Source organism: Undibacterium sp. WLX3042, assembly GCF_049544825.1.
Taxonomy (GTDB): Bacteria; Pseudomonadota; Gammaproteobacteria; order Burkholderiales; family Burkholderiaceae_D; genus Undibacterium.
In genome coordinates this window covers 1,679,004-1,702,040 of sequence record NZ_CP186698.1, presented here as the reverse complement: position 1 = coordinate 1,702,040, position 23,037 = coordinate 1,679,004, and the positions used below count along the sequence as shown (strand labels likewise).

Below are 23,037 nucleotides of genomic sequence, written 5' to 3'. Positions count from 1 at the left end.
AGATATGACGACTCTTAACGAAGTGCAGCGAAGTTCTCAACAAAGTTCTTACATTGGCCTCGCGCCTTTGATGCGGCGGGCGTTTGCGGGGGAAGATTTAAAACCGCTGGCAAACAGTTTGATTGCGCGGGCGCAGCAGTATCCCGATGATGCGAATGCGATGCTGGATTTATCGACGGTGCTGCTGTTGCTCGGTCACGCGGAATTGGCAGCGAGCACGCAAATGGAAGCATTAAAAAAGCAGCCTTTGTATTCTGTGCCGGCAGCGCATCCGGCAAAAATCAAATTGCTGGCGCTGCTGACCGATGGTGATCTGATGGCAAATACGCCGGTTGATTTTCTGGTGGAAGATTCGGATATCGATCTGGATTTGTTGTACGTGGGGCAGGGCATCCCAGCGCTGGATCAATTGCCTGACCATGATGTGATGTTTGTGGCGATTGGTGAGGCCGATGCCAAGCATACGCTGTTGCTGGATTTGCAGGAAATTGTCTCGCAATGGCCGCGCCCTGTGATTAATCAGCCGGAGCGTATCGCCCATCTGGGACGTGATCGCGCATATCTGCAACTGCAAGCAGCGCGTGGCGTGGAAATGCCGATGTCGCGCCGGATCAGCCGTCAGATGTTGGAACAACTCGGGCGAGGCGAGTTAGCCATCAGCGATTTATTGCCCGGCGATGATTTTCCTATCATCGTCCGACCGCTCGATTCACATGCGGGGCATGGCCTTGAGAAGCTGATTTCGCCAACAGAAATCGCTGCCTATCTGCAGGAAATTCAGAGCGACGAGTTTTACATCGCCCGCTTTGTTGACTATCGCAGCGCCGATGGCCAGTTCAGAAAATACCGCGTCATGCTGATCGATGGCAAACCGTATATTGCGCACATGGGAATTTCGCAGCACTGGATGATTCACTATCTGAACGCCGGTATGGCGGAAAGCGCTGAAAAGCGTGCCGAAGAACAGCGCTTTATGGCGAGTTTCGATACGGAATTTGTACCGCGTCACAAGCAGGCGTTGCAAGAGATCTACGATAAGTTGGGGTTAGATTATGTCGGCATCGACTGCGGTGAAACGCCGGATGGCAAGCTGCTGATATTTGAAGTCGATAGTGACATGATCGTACATGCGATGGACCCGGTGGAGATGTTTCCCTATAAACAGGCCACGATGAAAAAATTGTTTGCGGCCTTCAGAGATTTGTTAATCAAGCGTGCATCTGCCACCGCATTGAGTGTGCAGCCTTCAGGCGACGCATGAGCAACGATGCTATGTCATCCGCTGTGAGACCTCCATACGCGTCTGACACGAAGATTCCGTCGCTGGCCCAATTGCTGGTGGATGGCGGTGATTCGCGCATCGCGCTGGATACACATGGTGTGAATAAATACGGCTGTACCGTGGAGCCGCAAAGTGCAGAAGACAGCATGTTTGCGTTCGGCTCGGCAACTGCATCGACCATTTCACAGCGTGGTTTTGCGGCGGCTAATCACGTTTATCAGAAAATCGTGCAAGCGACTCTCGACGATGCACCGTCTTCGCTGTACGCCTTGTATGCGCAGGAAATGCAGAGTCTTCGTCAGGAATTAAAACAGTTGTGCCAGACCAGTGATGCGGTGGATGTGGTGTTTGCGGCGTCCGGCACCGATTTGCATTTAATGGTATCGCAGCTATTTACCGGTGCAACATCTGGTCCTTCGATGATCGTAATGGTGGAAGCAGGCGAGACCGGAAGCTCAGTGCCAGCGGCGCTGCAGGGCTTGCATTTCAGTGATTGTTCCGCGCTCGGTGTCCCGGTTTGTGCGGGGCAGAGCGCAGGTGATGCTGACGCGCCTGAATTAGTCAGAATTGCTTTGCGTGAGGCAGATGGAACGCCGCGCGCTGCAGCAGATATTGATGGCGAGGTTGAAACGTTGATTACATCAGCCTGTGGTCATAACAAGCGCGTTTTGCTGGTGCTGGCTGATGTGACCAAGACCGGCATGATAGGGCCATCTGTGACGTGTGCACTGGCATTACGAAAGCGATATCCCTATCAGCTGGAGGTTCTGGTGGATGCCTGCCAGTTCCGGCTGACCAACGCGACCTTGAATGCTTATCTGGAACAGCAATTTCTGGTGGCGATTACCGGGTCGAAATTTGTTTCCGGTCCCAGTTTTTCCGGCGCCTTATTTTTCCCTGAAGCGGCAGCAATCAGATACAGGCAGCAAACCGCACCGGAGGCTTTATATGCTTATTCCAGTCGCGCCGACTGGCCTGCTTCGTGGTCTGGAATGGATGGGTTACAGAAGAAGGCGAATTGTGGTCTGCTGGTGCGCTGGGTTGCAGCGATTGTGGAGTTACGGGCATTCCGCAGTCTGCCCGACGAAGCGATCCATCAGTTTGTTCAGGAATTCCGCCGTGCGGTATTGCATAATATCGGCACGCATTCCGACCTTTCTTTGTTACCGGTTCCAGCGCCGGACAGGCAGGCGTTGACGACGATGCCGGGCTGGGATCAGTGGCCGACGATTTTCCCGTTCGTACTGCATCACCCCTCCGGTGAACCTCTCAGCCGGGAACAGACCACCACGGTATACCGCCGCTTGCAACATGAAAAGCGTATGCAAGTCGGGCAGCCTGTGACTTGTGGCGTCTGGCAGCAGATTCCGGTCAGTGCTTTACGTCTGTGTCTGAGTGCGCGCCTCATTACTGCAGCTTTGAGCGATGATGGTGATACGCATAACAAAGCAGAACAGATCATCTCCGCTGCGATCGCGGTACTCGATGCGGCACGCAGGCTCGGCGCCGGTATCAAGTGACAGCATTTTTGCCCGGCGATGAATGTGCGTTTCAGCGTGTTGCCTGAAGGAATGTAAAAAATGATTAAGCACCATTTTCAGGCGGAAATTTCATGCTAATCTGCGGCATGATTCAGCCGCGTTTTGCGTGCTGCTGAAGTCGCATTGATTAACGCCGTCGTACCGCTAGTTCAGCTCATGGTCGCCGGATTCCTGACATCATCTCAATAAGTCTTACCTCCTTACGATACGGTCACCACACATCATGAAAATGGCAAAGAAGCGTTTGCGACGACAACTTTTTTTGTTATTCAGTCTGATGTTGACTCTGGTCTGGTTCGTGGCTTTCTACGAAATGAACCGCAGTTACCAGGCAGTATTCAACGAGGCTAAGTTACGTAACTCTGAAGAAGCGCAGATTTTTGCGGAATATTCTTCGTCTAATATCAAACGCCTCAATGAGGTTTTGCTCGATCTTCGCAGAGAATGGCGGGGGGATTGGAAGGCATTCGCCGAGCTGGTGCAGCGTCGCCAGGATATTATTGAGGATGTGTCGTTTCAGGTTGCTGTGATTGATAAAGACGGCATTCTGCAGTTTTCTAATCTGGCAAAACCTTCCGAGCGTGTTGATCTGAGCGAGCGCGAGCATTTCCGCGTCCATCAGCAGGCTCCTGATAAAGACATTTTTTTTATCAGTAAACCCCTGAAGGGGAAGGTTTCCGGTAAATGGTCGATACAGTTTACCCGGCCTATTCTCAAAGACGGGGTATTCGATGGTGTCTTGGTGATCTCCGTCAGTCCTGATATGTTCACCAAGTTTGCTGACAAAATCAATTCCGGTGCCGTGATTACGGTAGCCAGAAGCAATGGAACTGTGCTGGCCCGCTCGCCGGATATTGATCTGAGTAAGGGAATGAAGGTTGACGTCAGTCGTTTCGTCAACGATCAGAGTCCCCGCTATGGTAATTACCAGCGTGTTTCGAGGATAGACGGCGTCGAGCGCATGTACGGTTATCAGTATTTGCCTGAATATCAGATGATCTTTTTAACCGGTGAATCTGTTGAGAGCATTCTGGCACCGTATCAAGTGACAAAAAGAAACGTCCTCGTCATTGCGGTTGTGTTCAGCCTTGTCAGCGGCTTGCTGTTTTTTACCTTATTCCGCGCGTTTAATGAAAAAAATACTGCACAATTAAAGCTGGAAGAGCGGGAAGAAATTTTACGTCAGTCGCAGGAGGTCGGCCGGATAGGCAGCTACTCTTTTGATCTGAAAACCTATCGTTTCGAGAGTTCGCCAAATATGGACGAAATATTTGGTCTCTTTCCAGGGACGGATAAAACCTATGATGCCTGGTTAAAGCTGATTCATCCTGCTGATCGTGAAGATGAGCGCCGGATGATGCGTGAAGTTGGCCTGCACAGTGGTACTTTCCGCCGGGAATTTCGCATCATCAGACCGGTAGATGGTAAAGAAAGATGGATACTCGCCATCGGGAAAATGAATAAGCCGGATGAGCATCAATCCATGCGTGTGATGGGCATTGTTCAGGATGTGACAGAGCAGAAGCAGCATGAAGCGGAGCTGACGAAAGCAAAAGAGCTGGCGGAAGCGGCCAATGTCGCCAAAAGTCTGTTTCTTGCGTCTATGTCACATGAAATCCGCACGCCGATGAATGGCGTGATAGGAATGACCGAGCTGGTGCTGGAAACGGATTTAAATCCGCAGCAAAGAGAATATGTGAATATGATCAAAGCGTCGGCAGATTCTTTGCTGGTGCTGATTAACGATATTCTGGATTCATCAAAAATCGACGCAGGAAAGATTGATCTGGAAAGCCTGAATTTTGATTTATTCAAAGTGCTGGATGAGGTCGTCAAACCTCTTGGGTTGCAGGCAGAAAAGAAAGGTGTGGAACTGATTCTGGATGTTCAGTCAGATATTTGCCGTTCTGTGATCGGGGATGCTGGCAGGCTGAAGCAAATCCTACTCAATATTCTCGGGAATGCGATTAAATTCACCAATAAAGGTGAGATCACTGTGCAGGTGCGCTATACCCCGCATGAACGGCGACAAGCGGATCTGCATTTCAATATTGTTGATACCGGCATTGGTATTCCTGAAGACAAAATCAAAGGCATCTTTGATTTGTTTTCGCAGGCGGATAATTCTATTACCCGCAAATACGGTGGAACAGGTCTGGGACTTTCCATTTCCTCTCGTTTGGTGGAATTAATGGGAGGAACTTTATCGGTTGAAAGCAAAGTCGGTGTCGGTAGTAAATTCAGTTTTACCTTGCCGTTTCAATGCAGCTTTGAAGCCAACCGTCCTCTGCACGAAATAACATTTTCAGATTTTCAGGTATTAGTGGCTGACGATAATGCGACACAACTGAATCTGATGGCGGAGGCTTTGCGTCAATCCGGGTTGAGGGTGGCGCAGGCTTCCGGTGCTCAGGGTTTCTGGGATGAATTTGTCAGACTTACCGATGGCGAACAAAGAGTGGATTTACTTTTGCTCGATGCACACATGCCCGACAAAAGTAGTTTTGAACTGATCGACTCCTGCAAAAAAATGAATCCGTCTGGAGCGCCTAAGATACTGTTGCTGACTTCCGCGTTGACACCTCAGGATGTTGAAATTTGCCAGGCAAATAAATTGGCTTATCTGAATAAGCCGTTCTCCATGATGGAGTTAAAAAAAGCAATTGCGGAATTATTTACCGACCACCAATTGCGTGCTTTATCTGTCGCAGAACCTTTCGCGGAAGAGAAGCCGCAACAACAAAGCCACCTGAGTATTTTATTGGTGGAAGACAATGAAATTAATCAGCGTATTGCAACGGTTATTCTGGAAAAGGCCGGACACCAGATTGAAGTGTGTGGCAACGGTGCACTCGCGTTAGAGTTACTCGAAACCCGGTCATTTGATCTGATTCTGATGGATATGCAAATGCCGGTGATGGGCGGGGTTGAGGCGACAACGAATATACGCAACAGAGAGCGTGTCAGCGGTGGTCATATTCCCATCATTGCCATGACGGCCAATGCGATGAGCGAAGACAAGGAGCTGTGTCTGAACGCCGGAATGGATGGCTATATTTCCAAGCCGGTAAGAAGCGAAAAATTAATGAGTGCGATAGCGGAGGTGCTTCATAACACCAGAACCGTGCCCGCTGCACACGATGCATCTCAACAATTGGCACAGATAGATACTGCTGGTTTTGATTATGTCGCATGTATTGATGCAGTTGATACTGCAACGCTGCAAATTATTGGTCTCAGTGTGTTGAAAACGGTACCAGACAATGTTCGTGCGATTGCCGTTGCATTAGATCGAGAGGAATTTCAGAACGTCGCGATTGCTGCACATACACTGAAAGGTGCGATGGCCTATTTTGGCAATAACCCGGTTGCAAGCCTGGCGGACAGGATTGAAATCCTGTCTAAGGAAAAGCAACTGCTGCAAATCCGGAATATGTTTCAGCTGCTGGAAGCCGAAGTTGGAAAATTTTTGCCTTGCTTACAAAGGAAGCAAATTCCTGAAAACTGATTCTTTACGGCTTTCATGGCATTGCAATGATGTGGTGCTATGAATAACGACGGATTGATAACTGAGGAATCAGATTGTAACGATAACAAAGCCACCATCGGGGTGGCTTTGTTTTACTTATTGATAAAACCGGATGGTGTTGCGGCCTTCTTGTTTTGCCCGGTACATTGCAGCATCGGCGCGGTCTAAGAGTTTTTCGCCGCTGCTGTCGTCATTATTAAACGTGACGACACCGATACTGGCCGTGCAACGGTGTTCGACGATGATGCTTGTTTCATTGTTTTCAGTCTCAAGAAAATAAGGCTCAGCCACAGCGGAAAGAATTTTTTTTGCAATGTTTTCTGCCTGAATATGTGCACAGGATTCATCTGCATCCACGTCTGTAATCAGGACGACAAATTCATCTCCGCCAAAGCGGGCGACGGTATCGGTCTGGCGCACACATAATAGCAGGCGACGTGCGACTTCAATCAGCAACATGTCACCGACATTGTGGCCGTGATTGTCGTTCAGCGGCTTGAAATTATCCAAATCTAAAAACAACAATGCCGCATAGCTTGCATTGCGCTGGTTTCTTGCCAGTGCCTGCTTCAGATGGTAATCATCCCCTTTTTAATGGACGATAGAAGTAGAAGACGGGGTTGTTAATGCCTTTTTGTATTTCGGTGGTACGCCACCAACGGCTTTGTTCGGACGTTCGTTATTGTGTATGGTTCTTTCTTTTTGCGAGGTTTTTTCGTGGTCATCGTATCGGTCATGGCAAATCCCTTTCGGTATTATTTCATGACCCCGGTTCACACAGAAATTCTTACAGGCTCCAGATACTGTATGCGGTTGCTCACTGCGGGAATTTTTGAACCTGTATCCATACAACATGGTTTAGCGCCTTTTTTCCTGACATCTCATACAAACTCATCCATACAATCGCTTGTCATATCTTGGCCGGTTCAACATCACAGAAGGCTGTCCCCCCCCTGAATATCAGGTCGCTCAAAATCAGGATATGTCTGCCTGAGCGAGTTAAACGCGTGGAGAGACAGGTGTAAAAAACCGCCCTCCGCAAAATATTAATCTAATCATAAGTGAAATGCAAATTTCATAGTGAATCATTGAGCCGACGGATGTGAACCTGCGTGCGGGAATTGTTCAACGATGAAATTAATAAAACTTCTGACTTTGGCGGAAAGCAGGCGGCGACTCGGATACGCCATAAAAATTGAAACGCTGCCAAACGAGTGCTCAGGAAACAACCTGATCAGGCGACCACTGCGGATGTCATTGTCCAGCGAATAGGACGACAATAAGACCAGTCCCATGTCAGCCAGAGCGCATTCTCTGAGGATCGCCGTATTATTCGATACAACACAGCTATTGACGGGGATCTGCTTCAGAACTTGTTTTGATTTACCTGCGTATGATAATTCTTCGGTATCCCAGTCATGCACCATCCAATTGTGGCGCATAAAATCAAACGCATAATTCAGACAGCGGTGTCGGGAGATATCGTCCAGGGTTTCCGGCGTACCGTTGACTCTCAGGTATTCAGGGGTCGCACATAACATGACATCCGGCGTCGCCAGTTGACGCGCGACCATGCTGCTGTCGATTTTTTGTAAATCGAGAAAAAAGCCGACATCAATTCCCTCCTCGACCATATCAACAGGGTGGGAAGATATCTTGATATCCAGAATCACATCAGGAAATTTTTTAGCGAACAATGCCAGCAAAGGGGCAAGCTGCGAGACGCCAAAGCCCGGTACCGAATAAATCCGCAAGGTACCACTTGGCTTTTTGGCCGATATTGCTGCTATCGCATCGGCATCTTCTATATCAGCCAGAATCTGCCGGACACGTTCAAGATAAACATGCCCGGTTTCTGTCAGTGATAATTTGCGCGTGGTCCGGTTTAATAAGCGCGTACCGAGATGAGATTCGAGATCAGCAACATAACGCGTGACCACGGCATTCGACATGTCCAGAGCAACCGCTGCTCTGGCAAATCCGCCCATCTCGACGACTTTGGAAAAGATACGCATGGATTGCAGCCTGTCCATTTTCAAGCCCTTTATTATTCCTGTTTACGCAATAGTATATTCCTGATCTTCGCCTTTTTTGTTCAAAAAGAAAATCCTAAACTCTGGGCGTCAGTAAGCGATTAATGCAATGCGCTTATTCAACAAAGCCTGATCCTTGTCGCCATGGTCGTCGTTCAGCAATCCGTTTTTCCGGGTTATATGACGCAATACGATAAGCAACAGGGATACAGCATTCTGAATCTTCATCACCCGACTGGAAAATCAAATGAAAACGACATATTTACTCATCGCTGGCCTGATCAGCTTAACCACAAACGCAGTTTTTGCCGCTGACACGACAACACCGGCCTCCAAAACGCGTGCCGACGTTGTCGCTGAGCTGGCACAGGCACGTGCTCAGGGAGAAGAAATTGGTATGGATGGAATGATCTGGTACGAAGCGCAGAAAGCTGAATTAGCAAAAGCCAACGCAGCGAAAAAATCTACTGTAAAAGCGGACAAAAAATAAGCCAGAACGATACAACAGAAACTGGCAAGTGCTGCGAATGAGACCGGCATCGTCATCAGGTCTGAGTTAACACAACTGAGCCCTTAGAAAACCGCACCGGAAATCAACAGATCTCCGGTGCGGTTTTGATTTGTAAAGTGTGAGATTCAGGAATCAGAACTCTTCCCACTCATCATTTCTGACCGGCTTCGACTGTATTGTCCTTGTCAGTTGTGGCGTCGCTTTTTTCGTGTTTTTAAATGCAGCTCCAGATCTGGCCGGACTCACGACAGTTTTTGGCTTAGGCTCTGTGACCACTGCTTTAAAATGATCCGTGTGGCCGGCAGACAACTGAAACACACTGACCACTTGTACCAGATCGGCAGCCTGGTCCTGCAGGGAAGCGGCAGCGGCTGCAGCCTCTTCCACCAGCGCAGCATTCTGCTGGGTGGCGGTGTCCATTTCCGTAATCGCCTGATTGATCTGTTCGATGCCAGCTTCCTGTTCAACGCTGGCAGACGTGATTTCTCCCATGATATCAGTGACCCGCTTCACACTGTTGACGATCTCTTCCATCATCACACCAGCCTGATCTACCAGGCGACTACCGGTATCGACTTTGCTGACGGAATCATCAATCAGTTGCTTGATTTCCTTCGCAGCACTGGCAGAGCGATGAGCTAGATTACGCACTTCACTGGCAACAACAGCGAAACCGCGTCCCTGTTCACCGGCACGGGCCGCCTCAACAGCAGCATTCAGCGCCAGAATATTGGTCTGGAAAGCGATACCGTCAATGACACTGATGATATCGACAATTTTTTTCGATGAAGCATTGATCTCGCCCATCGTATCAACGACCTGGGACACAACTGCCCCGCCTTTGACTGCGACTTCAGAAGCTGTCACCGCAAGCACATTCGCCTGACGCGCATTATCGACGTTTTGTTTCACTGTGGATGCCGCCTCTTCCATCGAGGAGGCCGTTTCTTCAAGTGCGCTGGCCTGTTGTTCGGTACGGGAAGACAGATCCAGATTACCGCTGGCAATCTGCGCCGATGCCGTAGCAATCATATCCGCGTCATCACGTACCTGACTGACGATATTCTGCAAGCTTGAGTTCATGTCTTTAAGTGACTGCAACAATTGCCCGGTTTCATCCTCAGAACTCACATTAATCTGCTGATTCAGGTTACCTTTGGCGATCCCGTTTGCAATCGTCACCGCATCGTTCAATCTGCTGGAAATGATATGGGCAATCCAGATGGCAAGCATGAAAGACAGCACCGTGATCGCTATCACCAGCACAATGATCAGCACTCTTGCATTACTCAATATTTCTTCAGCGGAAACTTTCGATGCCTCAGCGCCAGCGTCATTCACATCCGCCAGCTTGTCCAGTGCGGGAATCATTGCCCGGTAAATTTTCGTTGACTCTCCGCGCATCAGTGCTAAAGCCTCGTCTTTCTTCAGTGAAGAAGACAGCTCCATGATTTTCTGATGTTCACCAAGATAGATAGTAATTTCTTTTTCTACTTCAGCATAAATCTTCTTCTCTTCCGGCTCGGTTACCAGCGACTCATATTTTTTCCAGAGAACGCGCAGATCCTCTATGTGTTTTGTTGCATTGTTACTTGCGGTCTGCATGTCGTCCGGAGTTGTCGCCAACAGATGCTGCTGCTGAAAACTACGAATCCTGGCAAGTGCCATTTTTATTTTGCCTAACACCTGTATGCTGGGGAGCCAGTTCGTCGCCACTTCAGCCGCTGCCGCGTTAACCTTGCTTAGCTGCACAATAGAAAAAGCGCCAATAGAAATACTCAGCAAAATCGCGATCGAAAACGACAGCAATAATTTTCGGGCAATTTTCAAGTTGTTAAACCATTTCATCATTCAGATTCTTCTTTCATCAATTTTGCGGGTAAGACCAGCGCAGATGATTACTCTGCGCTAACGATATCAGTTTGTGCTATCCGTCTCTTGCAGTGATGTACGGGTCGCTAAGGGATCCATCCGTTGCAGTCTGTTTTTCACGCTTCGGCTTTAAGAAGGGACGCAATCAGGTTTCAATACGGCTTCCATGTATGGACGACCATTGAGCTTCATGCAGCGCCTGTATCAGGTACTTCAACAGCCGCCGCCCCCCCTGACTTTCTTCAGCGAAGTTATCTCCTTGCATAACATCAGAATACAAACGAAATAGTGATAAGCATATAGCAAGTAACATGATATTCCATCATTTCAATGAAGAAACATCAGCACACAAGATTTAACCGTCGTAAATATTTGTAAAATTTTCAGAACCAATCTGCAAAACGAAAAAAAACCCGCTTCCGGTAAAGGAAGTGGGTTGCGTTTTTATTCTTACAAAAAGTCAGGTTCTCAGGTACGAATCAAAACGGGATATCGTCATCCATATCTGAGAAATTCGGTGCCGGACGCGATGCCGGCGTCTGACGCTGTGCAGGTGCTGCAGCCTGACGAGGGGCGGGAGTAGGTGCTCCGCCGCCGTAACCGCTGTCATCCATGGCTGCACCACCGCCCATGCCCTGACGGCCGCCCAGCATCTGCATACTGTCTGCCTTGATATCGGTCGCATATTTTTCGACGCCGTCTTTGTCCGTGTATTTACGTGTGCGCAGGCTGCCCTCAACGTAGACTTGCGAACCTTTTTTCAGGTACTGACCAGCGATTTCAGCAAGCTTACCGAAGAAGGTAATACGATGCCATTCGGTCTGTTCTTTCTTTTCGCCAGTCGCTTTGTCTTTCCAGCTATCGGTCGTAGCGACAGTAATGCTGGTCATTGCGTCACCACTTGGCATGTAGCGTGTTTCAGGGTCGCGGCCAAGATTGCCGACGATGATGACTTTATTCACGGATGCCATGTAATTCTCCTGTTTTCCTGTAATTCAAATATGTATTAATTAAACCTGTGCTGCAGGTACTGCTTTCGTGCGCTTTGCAATGTCAGGCATGTTGATCGCGATTATAAGCCACAGTACCGTCATTATCGCGCATGCAATGAAGACGCTTGAGCCGTTCAGATGTTGTTTGATCCATCCGCCAACGGCACCGCCACAAAACAAGCCTATCGCTTGCAAGGTGTTATACACGCCCAGTGCTGCACCTTTCGCTGCAGGCGGTGCAATACGCGAAACTAAGGACGGCTGACTCGCCTCCAAAATATTGAATGCCACAAAAAAACCAAACAGCAGGCTGACCAAAGCAAACGGCTGTTGCAGGAAATGCCAGAAGCCGAGTTGCACCAGCAGCAGTAAGGTAATCGCACCGACAAATACCTGTTTCATCTTGCCATATTTTTCACCGATAAAAATCGCTGGCAGCATCGCGATAAACGACGCAAACATAATCGGCAAATAGATTTTCCAGTGCGACGCAACCGGCAAGTCCAGAGACTGTACCAGTACGGACGGCACAACAACAAACATCGCCATCTGCGACAGATGCAGTACAAACACGCCATAATTTAAGCGCATCAGTTCGCGGTTTTTCAGGACAACGGACAACGGCACAGGTTCGTGCTGCAAAGCAGGCGCATCCGGCGTCACATATAAAACGACACCAATTGCGATCAGCGAAAGCACGCCGGTCAGCGCAAAAATGCCGCCCATGCCTATGCTCTGATACAACAAGGGCGCGATCACCAGCGACAAAGCAAACGTCAGACCAATGGAACCACCCACCATTGCCATCGCTTTGGTTCTGTGTTCGTCGCGCGTCGAATCAGCGATCAGGGCAGTAATGGCAGCGGAAATTGCCCCTGCGCCTTGAATAGCCCGGCCGATCAGAACACCCATGACGGTGGTGGCGAATGCAGCGACAAAGGCACCGACAGCAAATAAAATCAGACCGATGACGATGATACGTTTGCGACCGAATTTATCGGACGCGATACCGAACGGAATCTGACCAAATGCCTGGCTGAGGCCGTAAATCCCCATCGCCAGCCCCACCAGCAAGGTGTTATCACCGTCCGGCAGCGTTTTTGCGTGTATCGCAAAGACTGGCAAAATCAGAAACAAACCGAGCATGCGCAAGGCGAAGATAGACGCGAGTGATGAAGCGGATCGAATTTCATCGCGGCTCATACCGGATGATTCACTTTGTATTGCATCAGTGCTATCGGATTTTGTTGCCATAGTCATATTAAAAACTCGCCCACGTGAGGTAATTTGCGCAAAGCAAAGACGAGCCTGCGGTAATGTTCAAAAACCCGTTATAGTAGCAGGTTGCTTGCCTCAGCCCAAATTCAGATCAAATACCATGACGACACGACCAAAAGCCGCGAAAGCACCAAAACCAGCCGAAATCGAGTTCGATGCGGACGATATTGCGCTCATGCAAAAACGTGAGCTGATCCGCGTCCGCGGCGCACGTACGCATAACCTGAAAAATATCAACATCGATTTGCCACGTAACAAGCTGGTCGTGATTACCGGCTTGTCTGGTTCAGGCAAATCGTCGCTGGCGTTTGACACGCTCTACGCGGAAGGTCAGCGCCGTTACGTGGAATCATTGTCCGCGTATGCCCGGCAGTTTTTGCAGCTGATGGAAAAGCCGGATGTCGATCTGATTGAAGGTCTGTCACCGGCAATTTCGATAGAGCAGAAAGCAACTTCGCATAACCCGCGCTCCACCGTCGGTACAGTCACCGAAATTCACGATTATCTGCGTCTGTTATACGCCCGCGTTGGCACGCCATATTGCCCGGATCACCCGGAAAACCCGCTGGCCGCGCAATCCGTATCGCAAATGGTCGATACCGTGCTGGCGATGCCGGAAGATACCAAGCTGATGATACTGGCGCCGGTCGTATCTAACCGCAAAGGTGAACATGTCGATCTGTTCGAACAGATGCAGGCGCAAGGATTCGTGCGTTTTCGAGTACAAAGCGGTACCCATAAAGCGAAGATTTATGAAGTCGATGATTTACCGAAACTGAAAAAAACGGAAAAACATACGATCGACGTGGTCGTTGATCGCGTGAAAGTCAAAGAAGAAATCAAGCAGCGTCTGGCAGAGTCATTTGAAACCTGCCTGCGCATTGCGAATGGCCGCGCTTTGATCGTCGATATGGATAGTCAGCAGGAACAGTTATTCTCGAATAAATTTGCCTGCCCGGTCTGCGGTTATGCCTTACAGGAACTGGAACCACGTCTGTTTTCGTTCAACAATCCTATGGGTGCCTGCCCTGAGTGCGACGGTCTGGGGCACATAGAGTTCTTCGATCCTAAACGTATCGTCGCCTTCCCGAATCTGTCATTAGCCAGTGGCGCGGTCAAAGGCTGGGATCGCCGCAATCAGTTTTATTTCCAGATGCTGTCGAATCTGGCGGCGTTCTATGAATTTGATATCGACACGCCGTTTGAGCAATTACCGGAATCAGCACAACAAATCATTTTGTATGGCTCCGGCAAACAAACCATACCGTTTACCTATATCAACGAAAAAGGCCGTACCGTCATCAAAGAGCACACGTTTGAAGGCGTAGTGAACAACCTGCAACGCCGCTATCGTGAAACCGACTCAATGGCGGTCAAAGAAGAGCTGGCGAAATTCATCAATGAAAAACAATGCCCGTCGTGTGACGGTGCGCGTCTGCGGGTAGAGGCGCGCAATGTCAAAGTCGGTACTGGCAAACAGGAAAAAGCGATTTTCGATATCAGCGCCATGCCTTTGCGCGAGACTCTGCATTTCTTTGAACACCTGACTTTGCACGGTGCGAAACGCGAAATTGCCGACCGCATCATCAAAGAAATTACGGCGCGCCTGACTTTCCTGAATAACGTCGGCCTTGACTATTTGTCGCTGGAACGCAGCGCTGATACCTTGTCTGGTGGCGAAGCTCAGCGCATCCGACTGGCCTCGCAAATTGGCTCCGGGCTGACTGGCGTGATGTACGTATTGGATGAACCTTCCATCGGCTTGCATCAGCGCGATAACGACAGACTGATAGACACCCTCAAACATCTGCGCGACATCGGTAACAGCGTGCTTGTCGTGGAACATGATGAAGACGCGATACGCTGCGCCGATTTTGTGGTCGATATGGGCATCGGTGCTGGCGTGCACGGCGGTGAAGTGATCGCACAGGGTTCGCTGGACGACATCATGCAAAACACACGCTCACTGACCGCAAAATACCTGAGCGGTGAGCTGGAAATTTCGGTCCCGGCCAAGCGCCATGAAAGCCATCCTGACAAGCAATTAGTCATTGCCGGTGCGCGTGGCAATAATCTCAAAAATGAGACCATGCATTTGCCGGTCGGTTTGCTGACTTGCGTGACGGGTGTTTCAGGTTCCGGCAAATCGACACTGGTCAACGACACGCTGTATCACGTCGCAGCGCGTCATCTGTATGGTTCGCAAACCGAACCGGCACCATTTGATCATGTCAGCGGGTTGGAACATTTCGATAAAGTGATCTCAGTTGACCAGGCGCCGATCGGACGCACACCGCGTTCCAATCCGGCGACATATACCGGTTTATTCACACCGATACGCGATTTATTCTCGACCGTACCAACAGCGAAAGAACGTGGTTACAGCGCAGGCCGTTTTTCATTCAACGTCAAAGGCGGTCGCTGCGAAGCCTGTCAGGGCGACGGCGTCATCAAAGTCGAGATGCATTTCCTGCCGGATGTCTATGTACCATGTGATGTCTGTCACGGTAAGCGCTATAACCGCGAAACGCTGGAAGTGCAGTACAAGGGGAAAAACATCCATCAGGTGCTGGAAATGACCGTTGAAGATGCGCATGAATTCTTCAAACCTGTGCCCGTGATTGCGCGTAAATTACAAACCTTGCTGGATGTGGGTCTGGGTTATGTCCGCCTCGGACAAAGCGCGACCACCTTGTCCGGCGGCGAAGCGCAACGCGTCAAACTATCGCTGGAATTATCGAAACGTGATACCGGCCGCACACTGTATATACTCGATGAGCCAACGACAGGTCTGCATTTCCACGATATAGCCCTGCTGCTGAAAGTGATACACAGACTGCGCGATCAGGGCAATACACTGGTCATCATCGAGCATAATCTGGACGTGATTAAAACCGCTGACTGGCTGATTGATCTGGGCCCCGAAGGCGGCGCTGGCGGTGGCCGTATCATCGCCACCGGCACACCGGAACAAGTTGCAGCGAACCCCGACAGCGTGACCGGCAAATACCTGTTACCTCTTTTAAAGAAACGCAAGAAGTAGTCTCACCATGTCTATTCGTCTGATTGTCGGCCTCGGTAATCCGGGGCCTGAGTATGAACAAACCCGCCACAATGCTGGTTTCTGGCTGATCGATCAGCTACGAGTCAGCTTGCAGCGCGATAAAAATTTTAATGCGCTGGTCGGTAAAACCCGTATCGCAGGCGAGGAGGTCTGGCTGCTGGAGCCGCAGACTTTCATGAATCGTTCTGGTCAGTCTGTCGGTGCGATTTGTCGCTTTTATAAAATCACACCTGATCAGGTGCTGGTGGTACATGATGAACTCGATATGCTGCCCGGTGTCGCCAAGCTGAAAAAAGGCGGATCTTCGGGCGGCCATAACGGGCTCAAAGATATTACGGCAGCACTCGGCACGCAGGATTACTGGCGACTCCGTATCGGCATCGGTCATCCGCGCACGCTGAATCTGAATCAGGGCGTCGCAGATTTTGTGCTGCACAGGCCGCGTAAAGAAGAACAGCCGCTGATCGACGAAGCGATAGCAAAAAGTTTAGATGTTTTACCGCTGATGGTCGAAGGTCAGACCGCCGAAGCGATGACCCGTCTGCATACCAGCGCGAAGTAAGCGGGATATTACCAACATGCCTGCTTCCATCCAGATTTTTGCTGGAAAAACGGCGTTTGCACATGTGCAGAAAAATGGCCTGCAGGCGGCGGATATCGCACTGATTCCCGCTGCTGCCGGCGGCCCCAAAGGCCTGATACTACAAGGTCTGGATCAATGGTTGTTCGGTGAATGGCTGCCTGCAGCACCTCGTCAGCGCACGCTGATCGGCGCATCGATCGGTGCGTGGCGCATGGCGGCTGCCAGCTGCGCCGATCCTGTCGCGGCATTTCAACGGCTGGCCGATCTGTATTGCGAACAGCAGTATCCGGAAAAGCCACCCGCCGCGCTGGTAACACAGGAGATCGCACGATTACTGCAAGGTTTTATCGGCGGTTACGAAGATGAAATCGTCACTAACCCTTTGCAGCATTTGCAGATATTGACGAATCGTGGCCGTGGCCTGTTGGCGTCGCCCACCACAGCAACGCAGGCCAAAGCGGGTTTTGCCAGCGCCGCATTTGCCAATCTGCTGTCACGCGACGCTCTGGCGCGACACATAGAACGTGTCGTCATCGGTAATCGCGCCGCAACTAGCTCCTGGCTGGAAAAGCCATTCGATCATTTCAAGACCCATTTGTGCGATTTAAATAAGGATAATCTCGCGCCCGCATTGCTGGCATCCGGTACCCTGCCGCTGGTGATGGAACCAGTCCGGCAGATTCCAGGCGCACCCGCTGGCACTTACTGGGATGGCGGCATGATCGATTACCATCTGGCCCTGCCTTACGAGCGCATACTAAGCAATGCGGACAAGGGCGATGCCGGGCTGGTGCTGTATCCGCATTTTACTGACCGCATCATTCCAGGCTGGCTCGATAAAGCGCTGCCGTGGCGACGGGCTGGTAAAGGCTCTCATCGCAGTTGGGTCGATAATGTGATCATGATTTCGCCTTCGGCTGAATTTGTACGGCAACTGCCACGTAGAAAATTGCCGGATCGGCAGGACTTTTTCCATTACGGGCTGAATCATACGCTGCGGGTTCAGCAGTGGGAAATCGCCATCTCCGAAAGCGCCCGTATGCGCGATGATCTCGCCGCTTTCATCGCGCAACCGGATATGTCGCAAGTTCGTCTTCTGAATCACTGAACTGATATCACTGAACGAACATCGCCGAACTGAATTTCATATCATCAGTCTCAATCAATATGCGCCTTACAAGAGATAAATGCTCTGCAAGGTGCATATTTGCTTGGAGATAGAATCAAAGTTATCCCAATCATCCCGGTTTTGGTGCAGATTTTTTGAGTCTGCATCGGTGATCGGTTAAGATGCTGATCCTTTTAAGAAATACAGAAGTTCAGCATGAAAACCCGCATCCGTACCGAAGCCGCCGCTCTCTGGCAAATTGCCTGGCCCGTTTTAATTGGCCAGCTTGCCACGGTGGGCATGGGTGTCGCCGACGTTGCGATGACCGGGCATTTCAATGCCGAAGAGCTGGCTGCGGTCTCGCTCGGCACTTCACTCTGGACCATCGTGCTGGTCACCGTGATGGGCATCATGATGGCGGTCAATGCCGTCGTTTCGCATGAAGTCGGCGCTGAACAATACGAGCGTGTGCCGCATATCGTCAGGCAATCTCTGTGGCTGGGTCTTGGTGTTGGCTTGATCGCCTGCCTGTTGCTGAATGCGTCGACATTAGTCTTTTCGTATCTGCAACTGCAGCCCGAAGTGCAGGAAAAAGCGAGCCGCTTTGTGCATATCATCAGCATAGGCATGCCCGCTTTTGCGATGTACCGCGCCCTGTATGGCTACACCACCAGCCTGAATCAGACCAAGCCTGTGATGGTGATGGCACTCGGCGGACTGCTGTTTAATGTCGTCATGAACTGGCTGCTGATTTACGGTCATTTTGGTCTGCCGCAACTCGGTGCCAGCGGTTGTGCGGTGGCGACCGGTGTCGGCATCTGGCTGATGTTCGGTACGATGATCTGGTGGATGCGACGCGCTCCTGCGTACCGCACAACCAATCCGTTTTCACATATCGAAGCACCGCACTGGACTGAAATTCGTTCCACGCTCAAGCTGGGGTTGCCTATCGGTGTCACGTATTTTGCGGAAGTATCAGCATTTGCCTCAGTCGGTTTGCTGATCGCCCGTTTCGGTGTGATTGAAGTCGCGGCGAATCAGATTGCACTGAATTTTTCCTCACTGGTGTTTATGGTGCCAATGAGTTTAGGAATCGCCATGACAACCCGCGTCGGACAAGCCCTCGGCGAAGGCGATGAGCTGCGCGCGCGCTTTGTCTCCTGGGTTGGTGTTGCCATTTCCCTCGCGTTTTCATTTGTCTCTGCGACAGGTATCACCGTGTTCCGCGACAGTATCGCGGCAGCATATACCTCAGACCCGGCAGTGCAAAAGCTGGCAGCGGATCTGCTGTTATTCGCCGCTATTTTCCAATTATCCGATGCAGCGCAGGTCACAGCCTCCTGCGCGATCCGTGGCTACAAAATCACCCGCACGCCGATGCTGATTCATCTGATGGCGTTTTATGGTTTTGCCCTGCCCATAGGCTGCCTGCTGGGTCTGGCACCGGAATGGATGCCGTGGCGGCCATCGTCACCGATGGCATCGCAAGGATTCTGGATAGGACTGATCCTCGGCTTAACCATTGCCGGTGGCCTGTTACTCGCTTATTTGCAGCGTATCAGCAGTATAAGGGTCAGAATGGCAGTCAAATCCGGTAAAATAACGGGTTAATTTAATCTGATCGGCAAAACACTATGAGTCTCAAATGCGGCATCGTCGGCCTGCCTAACGTCGGCAAATCCACTCTCTTTAATGCACTGACTAAAGCAGGCATTCCGGCAGAAAACTATCCTTTCTGCACGATCGAGCCTAACGTTGGCGTAGTGGAAGTGCCTGATCCACGCCTGAAACAATTGTCAGACATCGTCAAACCTGAACGCATACAAAACGCGATTGTGGAATTTGTCGATATCGCCGGTCTGGTTGCAGGCGCCTCCAAAGGTGAAGGCCTGGGTAACCAGTTCCTCGCTCACATCCGCGAAACTGACGCAATCGTCAATGTCGTACGCTGCTTTGAAGACCCGAATGTGATCCATGTGGCCGGCAAAGTCAGCCCGCTGGACGACATCGAAGTGATTCAGACCGAACTCGCGCTGGCCGATATGAGCAGCGTGGAAAAAGCCATCCACCGCGAAAATAAAAAAGCCCGTTCCGGCGACAAAGATGCGGCCAAGCTGGTCGCTTTGCTGGAACGCATCATGCCGGCACTGAACGAAGCCAAACCAGTACGCGCACTGGGTCTGGATGCCGACGAAATGGCACTGATCAAACCGCTGTGTCTGATCACCGCCAAGCCAGCAATGTATGTCGCCAACGTCTCCGATGATGGCTTCGAGAATAATCCGCTGCTGGACCAGCTGACCGAATTTGCTAAATCGCAAAATGCACCTATCGTCTCAATCTGCGCCGCAATTGAATCTGAAATTGCCGATCTGGATGATGCTGATAAAGCTGATTTCCTGGCCGATATGGGCATGGAAGAGCCTGGTCTCGATCGCCTGATCCGAGCAGCCTACAAATTGCTGGGCCTGCAAACGTACTTCACGGCGGGTGTTAAAGAAGTCCGCGCCTGGACTATCCATATCGGAGACACCGCACCACAAGCTGCGGGTGTGATTCACACCGACTTTGAACGTGGTTTCATCCGTGCCCAGACCATCGCGTTTGAAGATTTCATCCAGTTCAAAGGCGAAGCCGGTGCCAAAGAAGCAGGGAAAATGCGTGCTGAGGGTAAAGAATATGTTGTCAAAGATGGCGACGTTTTGAATTTCCTGTTTAACGTCTGAGCACAAACGTCTGATCCTGATCTGATCCTCTCAAAGTAGCGAACAGATAGCAAAAGCGGAACCTCTGACTGGTTCCGCTTTTTTATTCTGCAGTCTGTTTTGACTTTGCAGTACGATACCCGTTGATGTTAAGCTGACTACTTTTGCCAGAAGGCATTAAAATAGCTCAACTCCCCGTCGCAACTCTCTGAACCACCGCATGCCTTCTATTGCCGAACTCACGATTTATCCCGTCAAATCCTGTGCAGGTATCGCACTGACTGAAGCCGTTATTACGGCAAGCGGGCTCAGTTATGCCGGTGTCAGCGACCGTGAATGGATGGTGGTCGATGAACGAGGGCTTTTCCTTACGCAACGCGAATATCCGCTCATGGCATGTCTGCGGATCACAATCGCTGCTGACACATTACAGATCGATACGAATAAGATGGAAACGCTCTGTATTCCCCTGGCGGCAAATAAGGAAGTAAAGCAGATCAAGGTTCAGGTGTGGGACACGGAAATTATTGCCGATGATGCCGGCGACACTGCTGCCAACTGGTTCAGTCAGGCTCTTGCAACCAAATGCCGGCTGGTGCGTTTCTCTGCTCAGGCACAGCGTTATGCCAATACCAAATGGACTGGCGACACACTGGCACCAACCCGCTTTGCCGACGGTTACCCTTTGCTATTGATTGCACAGGCTTCACTCGACGACCTGAATCGCAGAGCGCTTGCTCAGGGTCGCCATGCGCTGCCGATGAACCGTTTCCGGCCGAATATTGTCATTGATGGCGTTGAAGCATTTGAAGAAGACTATGCAGCCAGCTACCGGCTGGACAATGGCCTGCAGCTGCGTCCGGTTAAACCCTGCCCGCGCTGCCCGATTCCGGCGATCGATCAGGTTACGGGTGAAATCGGTGAGAGCCCGCTCGATATTTTACAAAGCTATCGCGCCAACCCGATTGTTGATGGCGAAATTACGTTTGGCATGAACGTTATTCTCGACCATGGTGCGGGTCTGATGGTGCGCGTCGGTGACGAAATCGACATGCCAATTGCGTTCTGACTATCACCTTCTCCAGAACAATACGGAAGTATGGACAAAGCCAATGTGAATGCCAGACGTCAGGCACAAAGCCTGGAAAATCTCCGGGTGGAAAATCACGCCCTCCGCACGCAACTCGACAACATATTGGAACTGGCGCACAGGAATCAAAGCATCCTCGCGCGTCATCAGAATTTCGAATTAAAAATCATCGGTGCGAGTCATTTCAAGGAACTGATCAGCTATATTTTCAGTGAACTCGCGAGCACTTCTGATCTGGATATCGTGACACTGGCACTGGTCGATCCGCGGCAGGACTTACAGCAGATGCTGAACGATCTGCGTATTAATCTGAATGAGTTTCCCGGCCTGCTGTTTGTCCGTCACGAACACGAATTACAGACCAAAGCACTGCTATCTTACAAGCCCTTATTAGGCGAGTATCAAGATCATCTGTACGGCAATTTATATCGTAGTTGTACCAAAAAACCGGCGAGTATTGCAGTGATCCCGCTGGTACGGCAAAATCGCCTGATCGGCTATCTTAATCTGGGCAGTTTCAGTCCTGAGCGCTTTCTGACGACGATGGCAACCGATTTCATTGAACGTCTGGGCTCTATCATTGCGATCTGTTTAGAAAATGTCCTTAATAACGAGCGTCTGGTCTATATCGGTCTGACCGATCCGCTGACGAATGTCAGTAACCGTCGCTACGTCGAACAACGCACTTTAGAGGAAATTGCCCGCGCCCGCCGTCAGTGTTACGGCATTGCCTGCATGTATCTGGACATCGATTTTTTTAAGAAAATTAATGACCAGCATGGCCATCAGGGCGGCGATGATGTTTTGTGCGAAGTCGCCCGACGGATCAAGGCAGAATTACGTTTAAGCGATACGCTGGGCCGTTTCGGTGGCGAAGAATTTGTGGTGTTGCTGATCAATGCCAATCTGCAGGATGCGATGCTGGTCGCAGAACGCATACGTCGCAGCATTGCCAGCAAGCCGTTTGTGCTGTCAGATAAGGGGCTTTGTTCAACCACAATTTCTATCGGCCTGACGACGGTGCCGGAAAAATACAATCAGGGTGAGGAGGCTGCGGTGGCAAGAGAGATGATCTCCCGGGCGGACCGCGCCTTATATGACGCAAAACGTTCAGGCAGAAACCAGGTACGTTGCGAATAGCAAAGCGGCTCCGCCGGAATTATTTAGCTTGCGCCGCTTGTAACTGCTCATATTTCGCTTGCAGCTGCGCTGGTGTCTCACGCCACTCAGGATTGAATGGAATACAGTTCACCGGACAAACCTGCTTGCATTGCGGTTCTTTGTAATGACCGACACATTCGGTGCATTTATGCGGGTCGATTTCATAAATCTCCGGCCCCATATAAATGGCATCATTCGGGCATTCGGGTTCACACACGTCGCAGTTAATGCAATCGTCGGTAATCATCAGAGCCATACTTACTTCACTTTCATTTCATCTGCGCATGC

Annotated in this window: 18 protein-coding genes; 11 read left to right on the top strand and 7 right to left on the bottom strand. The window is 50.5% G+C overall.

Features of this window, described 5'->3' with window-relative positions; all coding sequences use genetic code 11:
* Positions 1-4 precede the first annotated feature (4 nt).
* The 3 genes from ACPAOP_RS07695 to ACPAOP_RS07685 all read left to right on the top strand — a co-directional run bounded on the left by ACPAOP_RS07695 (position 5) and on the right by ACPAOP_RS07685 (position 6,331).
* Positions 5-1,261 (top strand): ATP-grasp domain-containing protein, encoded by a 1,257-nt coding sequence (locus tag ACPAOP_RS07695; RefSeq protein WP_423709848.1) that lies wholly within the window; start codon positions 5-7, stop codon positions 1,259-1,261.
* Entirely contained in the window at positions 1,258-2,802 is a 1,545-nt protein-coding gene (locus tag ACPAOP_RS07690) for a hypothetical protein (RefSeq protein WP_423709847.1), read from the top strand. Before ACPAOP_RS07695 ends, ACPAOP_RS07690 begins: the two co-directional genes overlap by 4 nt.
* Before the next feature lie 250 nt (positions 2,803-3,052).
* Positions 3,053-6,331: a response regulator gene (locus ACPAOP_RS07685; RefSeq protein ID WP_423709846.1), complete on the top strand. Its 3,279-nt coding sequence runs from the start codon at positions 3,053-3,055 to the stop codon at positions 6,329-6,331.
* A 117-nt stretch (positions 6,332-6,448) separates the two neighbouring features.
* Here the strand turns inward: ACPAOP_RS07685 and ACPAOP_RS07680 are convergent, their stop codons facing one another.
* From ACPAOP_RS07680 to ACPAOP_RS07670, 3 genes are all read right to left on the bottom strand, one after another.
* The gene (locus tag ACPAOP_RS07680; protein ID WP_423709989.1) at positions 6,449-6,925 is read right to left on the bottom strand and encodes a diguanylate cyclase domain-containing protein; all 477 of its coding nucleotides are present in this window, start codon (positions 6,923-6,925) and stop codon (positions 6,449-6,451) included.
* Positions 6,926-7,437: 512 nt separating this feature from the next.
* Complete coding sequence (locus ACPAOP_RS07675; protein WP_423709845.1) at positions 7,438-8,367, bottom strand: LysR family transcriptional regulator; 930 nt, start codon at positions 8,365-8,367, stop codon at positions 7,438-7,440.
* A gap of 108 nt (positions 8,368-8,475) precedes the next feature.
* Complete coding sequence (locus ACPAOP_RS07670; protein WP_423709844.1) at positions 8,476-8,613, bottom strand: hypothetical protein; 138 nt, start codon at positions 8,611-8,613, stop codon at positions 8,476-8,478.
* Between the two features lie 19 nt (positions 8,614-8,632).
* On the opposite strand from ACPAOP_RS07670, the gene ACPAOP_RS07665 reads away from it, so the two are divergent.
* Positions 8,633-8,875, top strand: a complete 243-nt coding sequence (locus ACPAOP_RS07665) for a DUF4148 domain-containing protein (protein ID WP_423709843.1) — start codon at positions 8,633-8,635, stop codon at positions 8,873-8,875.
* A gap of 153 nt (positions 8,876-9,028) precedes the next feature.
* Here ACPAOP_RS07665 and ACPAOP_RS07660 read toward each other — a convergent pair whose 3' ends face one another.
* The 3 genes from ACPAOP_RS07660 to ACPAOP_RS07650 all read right to left on the bottom strand — a co-directional run bounded on the left by ACPAOP_RS07660 (position 9,029) and on the right by ACPAOP_RS07650 (position 12,963).
* Positions 9,029-10,744 carry a methyl-accepting chemotaxis protein gene (locus ACPAOP_RS07660; RefSeq protein WP_423709842.1) on the bottom strand — a complete coding sequence of 572 codons (1,716 nt, stop codon included), beginning with the start codon at positions 10,742-10,744 and terminating at the stop codon, positions 9,029-9,031.
* A gap of 503 nt (positions 10,745-11,247) precedes the next feature.
* Positions 11,248-11,739 carry a single-stranded DNA-binding protein gene (gene ssb / locus ACPAOP_RS07655; RefSeq protein ID WP_423679582.1) on the bottom strand — a complete coding sequence of 164 codons (492 nt, stop codon included), beginning with the start codon at positions 11,737-11,739 and terminating at the stop codon, positions 11,248-11,250.
* Between the two features lie 39 nt (positions 11,740-11,778).
* Entirely contained in the window at positions 11,779-12,963 is a 1,185-nt protein-coding gene (locus ACPAOP_RS07650; protein WP_423709988.1) for an MFS transporter, read from the bottom strand.
* A gap of 250 nt (positions 12,964-13,213) precedes the next feature.
* Here ACPAOP_RS07650 and uvrA point away from each other — a divergent pair, with 250 nt between their 5' ends.
* From uvrA to ACPAOP_RS07615, 7 genes are all read left to right on the top strand, one after another.
* Complete coding sequence (gene uvrA, locus ACPAOP_RS07645) at positions 13,214-16,081, top strand: excinuclease ABC subunit UvrA (protein WP_423709987.1); 2,868 nt, start codon at positions 13,214-13,216, stop codon at positions 16,079-16,081.
* Between the two features lie 7 nt (positions 16,082-16,088).
* The gene (gene pth / locus ACPAOP_RS07640) at positions 16,089-16,664 is read left to right on the top strand and encodes an aminoacyl-tRNA hydrolase (protein ID WP_186884483.1); all 576 of its coding nucleotides are present in this window, start codon (positions 16,089-16,091) and stop codon (positions 16,662-16,664) included.
* 16 nt (positions 16,665-16,680) lie between these two features.
* Entirely contained in the window at positions 16,681-17,793 is a 1,113-nt protein-coding gene (locus tag ACPAOP_RS07635) for a patatin-like phospholipase family protein (RefSeq protein ID WP_423709841.1), read from the top strand.
* A 216-nt stretch (positions 17,794-18,009) separates the two neighbouring features.
* Complete coding sequence (locus ACPAOP_RS07630) at positions 18,010-19,404, top strand: MATE family efflux transporter (RefSeq protein WP_423709840.1); 1,395 nt, start codon at positions 18,010-18,012, stop codon at positions 19,402-19,404.
* Positions 19,405-19,427: 23 nt separating this feature from the next.
* A complete protein-coding gene (ychF, locus tag ACPAOP_RS07625) occupies positions 19,428-20,519 on the top strand; it encodes a redox-regulated ATPase YchF (RefSeq protein ID WP_423709839.1) in 1,092 nt (363 codons plus the stop codon).
* Positions 20,520-20,718: 199 nt separating this feature from the next.
* On the top strand, positions 20,719-21,567 hold the full coding sequence (locus ACPAOP_RS07620; protein WP_423679086.1) for an MOSC domain-containing protein: 849 nt from the start codon (positions 20,719-20,721) through the stop codon (positions 21,565-21,567).
* A gap of 30 nt (positions 21,568-21,597) precedes the next feature.
* Positions 21,598-22,728: a DUF484 family protein gene (locus tag ACPAOP_RS07615; RefSeq protein WP_423679084.1), complete on the top strand. Its 1,131-nt coding sequence runs from the start codon at positions 21,598-21,600 to the stop codon at positions 22,726-22,728.
* A 19-nt stretch (positions 22,729-22,747) separates the two neighbouring features.
* On the opposite strand, the gene ACPAOP_RS07610 is transcribed toward ACPAOP_RS07615, so the two are convergent.
* The gene (locus tag ACPAOP_RS07610; protein ID WP_423679083.1) at positions 22,748-23,005 is read right to left on the bottom strand and encodes a YfhL family 4Fe-4S dicluster ferredoxin; all 258 of its coding nucleotides are present in this window, start codon (positions 23,003-23,005) and stop codon (positions 22,748-22,750) included.
* Positions 23,006-23,037 lie beyond the last annotated feature (32 nt).

What these genes read in the sequence shown, in the direction of transcription:
- ACPAOP_RS07695 (WP_423709848.1), top strand. Translation starts at nt 5, where the DNA reads ATGACGACTCTTAACGAAGTGCAGCGAAGTTCTCAACAAAGTTCTTAC.
- ACPAOP_RS07690 (WP_423709847.1), top strand. Translation starts at nt 1,258, where the DNA reads ATGAGCAACGATGCTATGTCATCCGCTGTGAGACCTCCATACGCGTCT.
- ACPAOP_RS07685 (WP_423709846.1), top strand. Translation starts at nt 3,053, where the DNA reads ATGGCAAAGAAGCGTTTGCGACGACAACTTTTTTTGTTATTCAGTCTG.
- ACPAOP_RS07675 (WP_423709845.1), bottom strand. Translation starts at nt 8,367, where the DNA reads ATGCGTATCTTTTCCAAAGTCGTCGAGATGGGCGGATTTGCCAGAGCA.
- ACPAOP_RS07670 (WP_423709844.1), bottom strand. Translation starts at nt 8,613, where the DNA reads ATGAAGATTCAGAATGCTGTATCCCTGTTGCTTATCGTATTGCGTCAT.
- ACPAOP_RS07665 (WP_423709843.1), top strand. Translation starts at nt 8,633, where the DNA reads ATGAAAACGACATATTTACTCATCGCTGGCCTGATCAGCTTAACCACA.
- ACPAOP_RS07660 (WP_423709842.1), bottom strand. Translation starts at nt 10,744, where the DNA reads ATGAAATGGTTTAACAACTTGAAAATTGCCCGAAAATTATTGCTGTCG.
- ssb (WP_423679582.1), bottom strand. Translation starts at nt 11,739, where the DNA reads ATGGCATCCGTGAATAAAGTCATCATCGTCGGCAATCTTGGCCGCGAC.
- ACPAOP_RS07650 (WP_423709988.1), bottom strand. Translation starts at nt 12,963, where the DNA reads ATGAGCCGCGATGAAATTCGATCCGCTTCATCACTCGCGTCTATCTTC.
- uvrA (WP_423709987.1), top strand. Translation starts at nt 13,214, where the DNA reads ATGCAAAAACGTGAGCTGATCCGCGTCCGCGGCGCACGTACGCATAAC.
- pth (WP_186884483.1), top strand. Translation starts at nt 16,089, where the DNA reads ATGTCTATTCGTCTGATTGTCGGCCTCGGTAATCCGGGGCCTGAGTAT.
- ACPAOP_RS07635 (WP_423709841.1), top strand. Translation starts at nt 16,681, where the DNA reads ATGCCTGCTTCCATCCAGATTTTTGCTGGAAAAACGGCGTTTGCACAT.
- ACPAOP_RS07630 (WP_423709840.1), top strand. Translation starts at nt 18,010, where the DNA reads ATGAAAACCCGCATCCGTACCGAAGCCGCCGCTCTCTGGCAAATTGCC.
- ychF (WP_423709839.1), top strand. Translation starts at nt 19,428, where the DNA reads ATGAGTCTCAAATGCGGCATCGTCGGCCTGCCTAACGTCGGCAAATCC.
- ACPAOP_RS07620 (WP_423679086.1), top strand. Translation starts at nt 20,719, where the DNA reads ATGCCTTCTATTGCCGAACTCACGATTTATCCCGTCAAATCCTGTGCA.
- ACPAOP_RS07615 (WP_423679084.1), top strand. Translation starts at nt 21,598, where the DNA reads ATGGACAAAGCCAATGTGAATGCCAGACGTCAGGCACAAAGCCTGGAA.
- ACPAOP_RS07610 (WP_423679083.1), bottom strand. Translation starts at nt 23,005, where the DNA reads ATGGCTCTGATGATTACCGACGATTGCATTAACTGCGACGTGTGTGAA.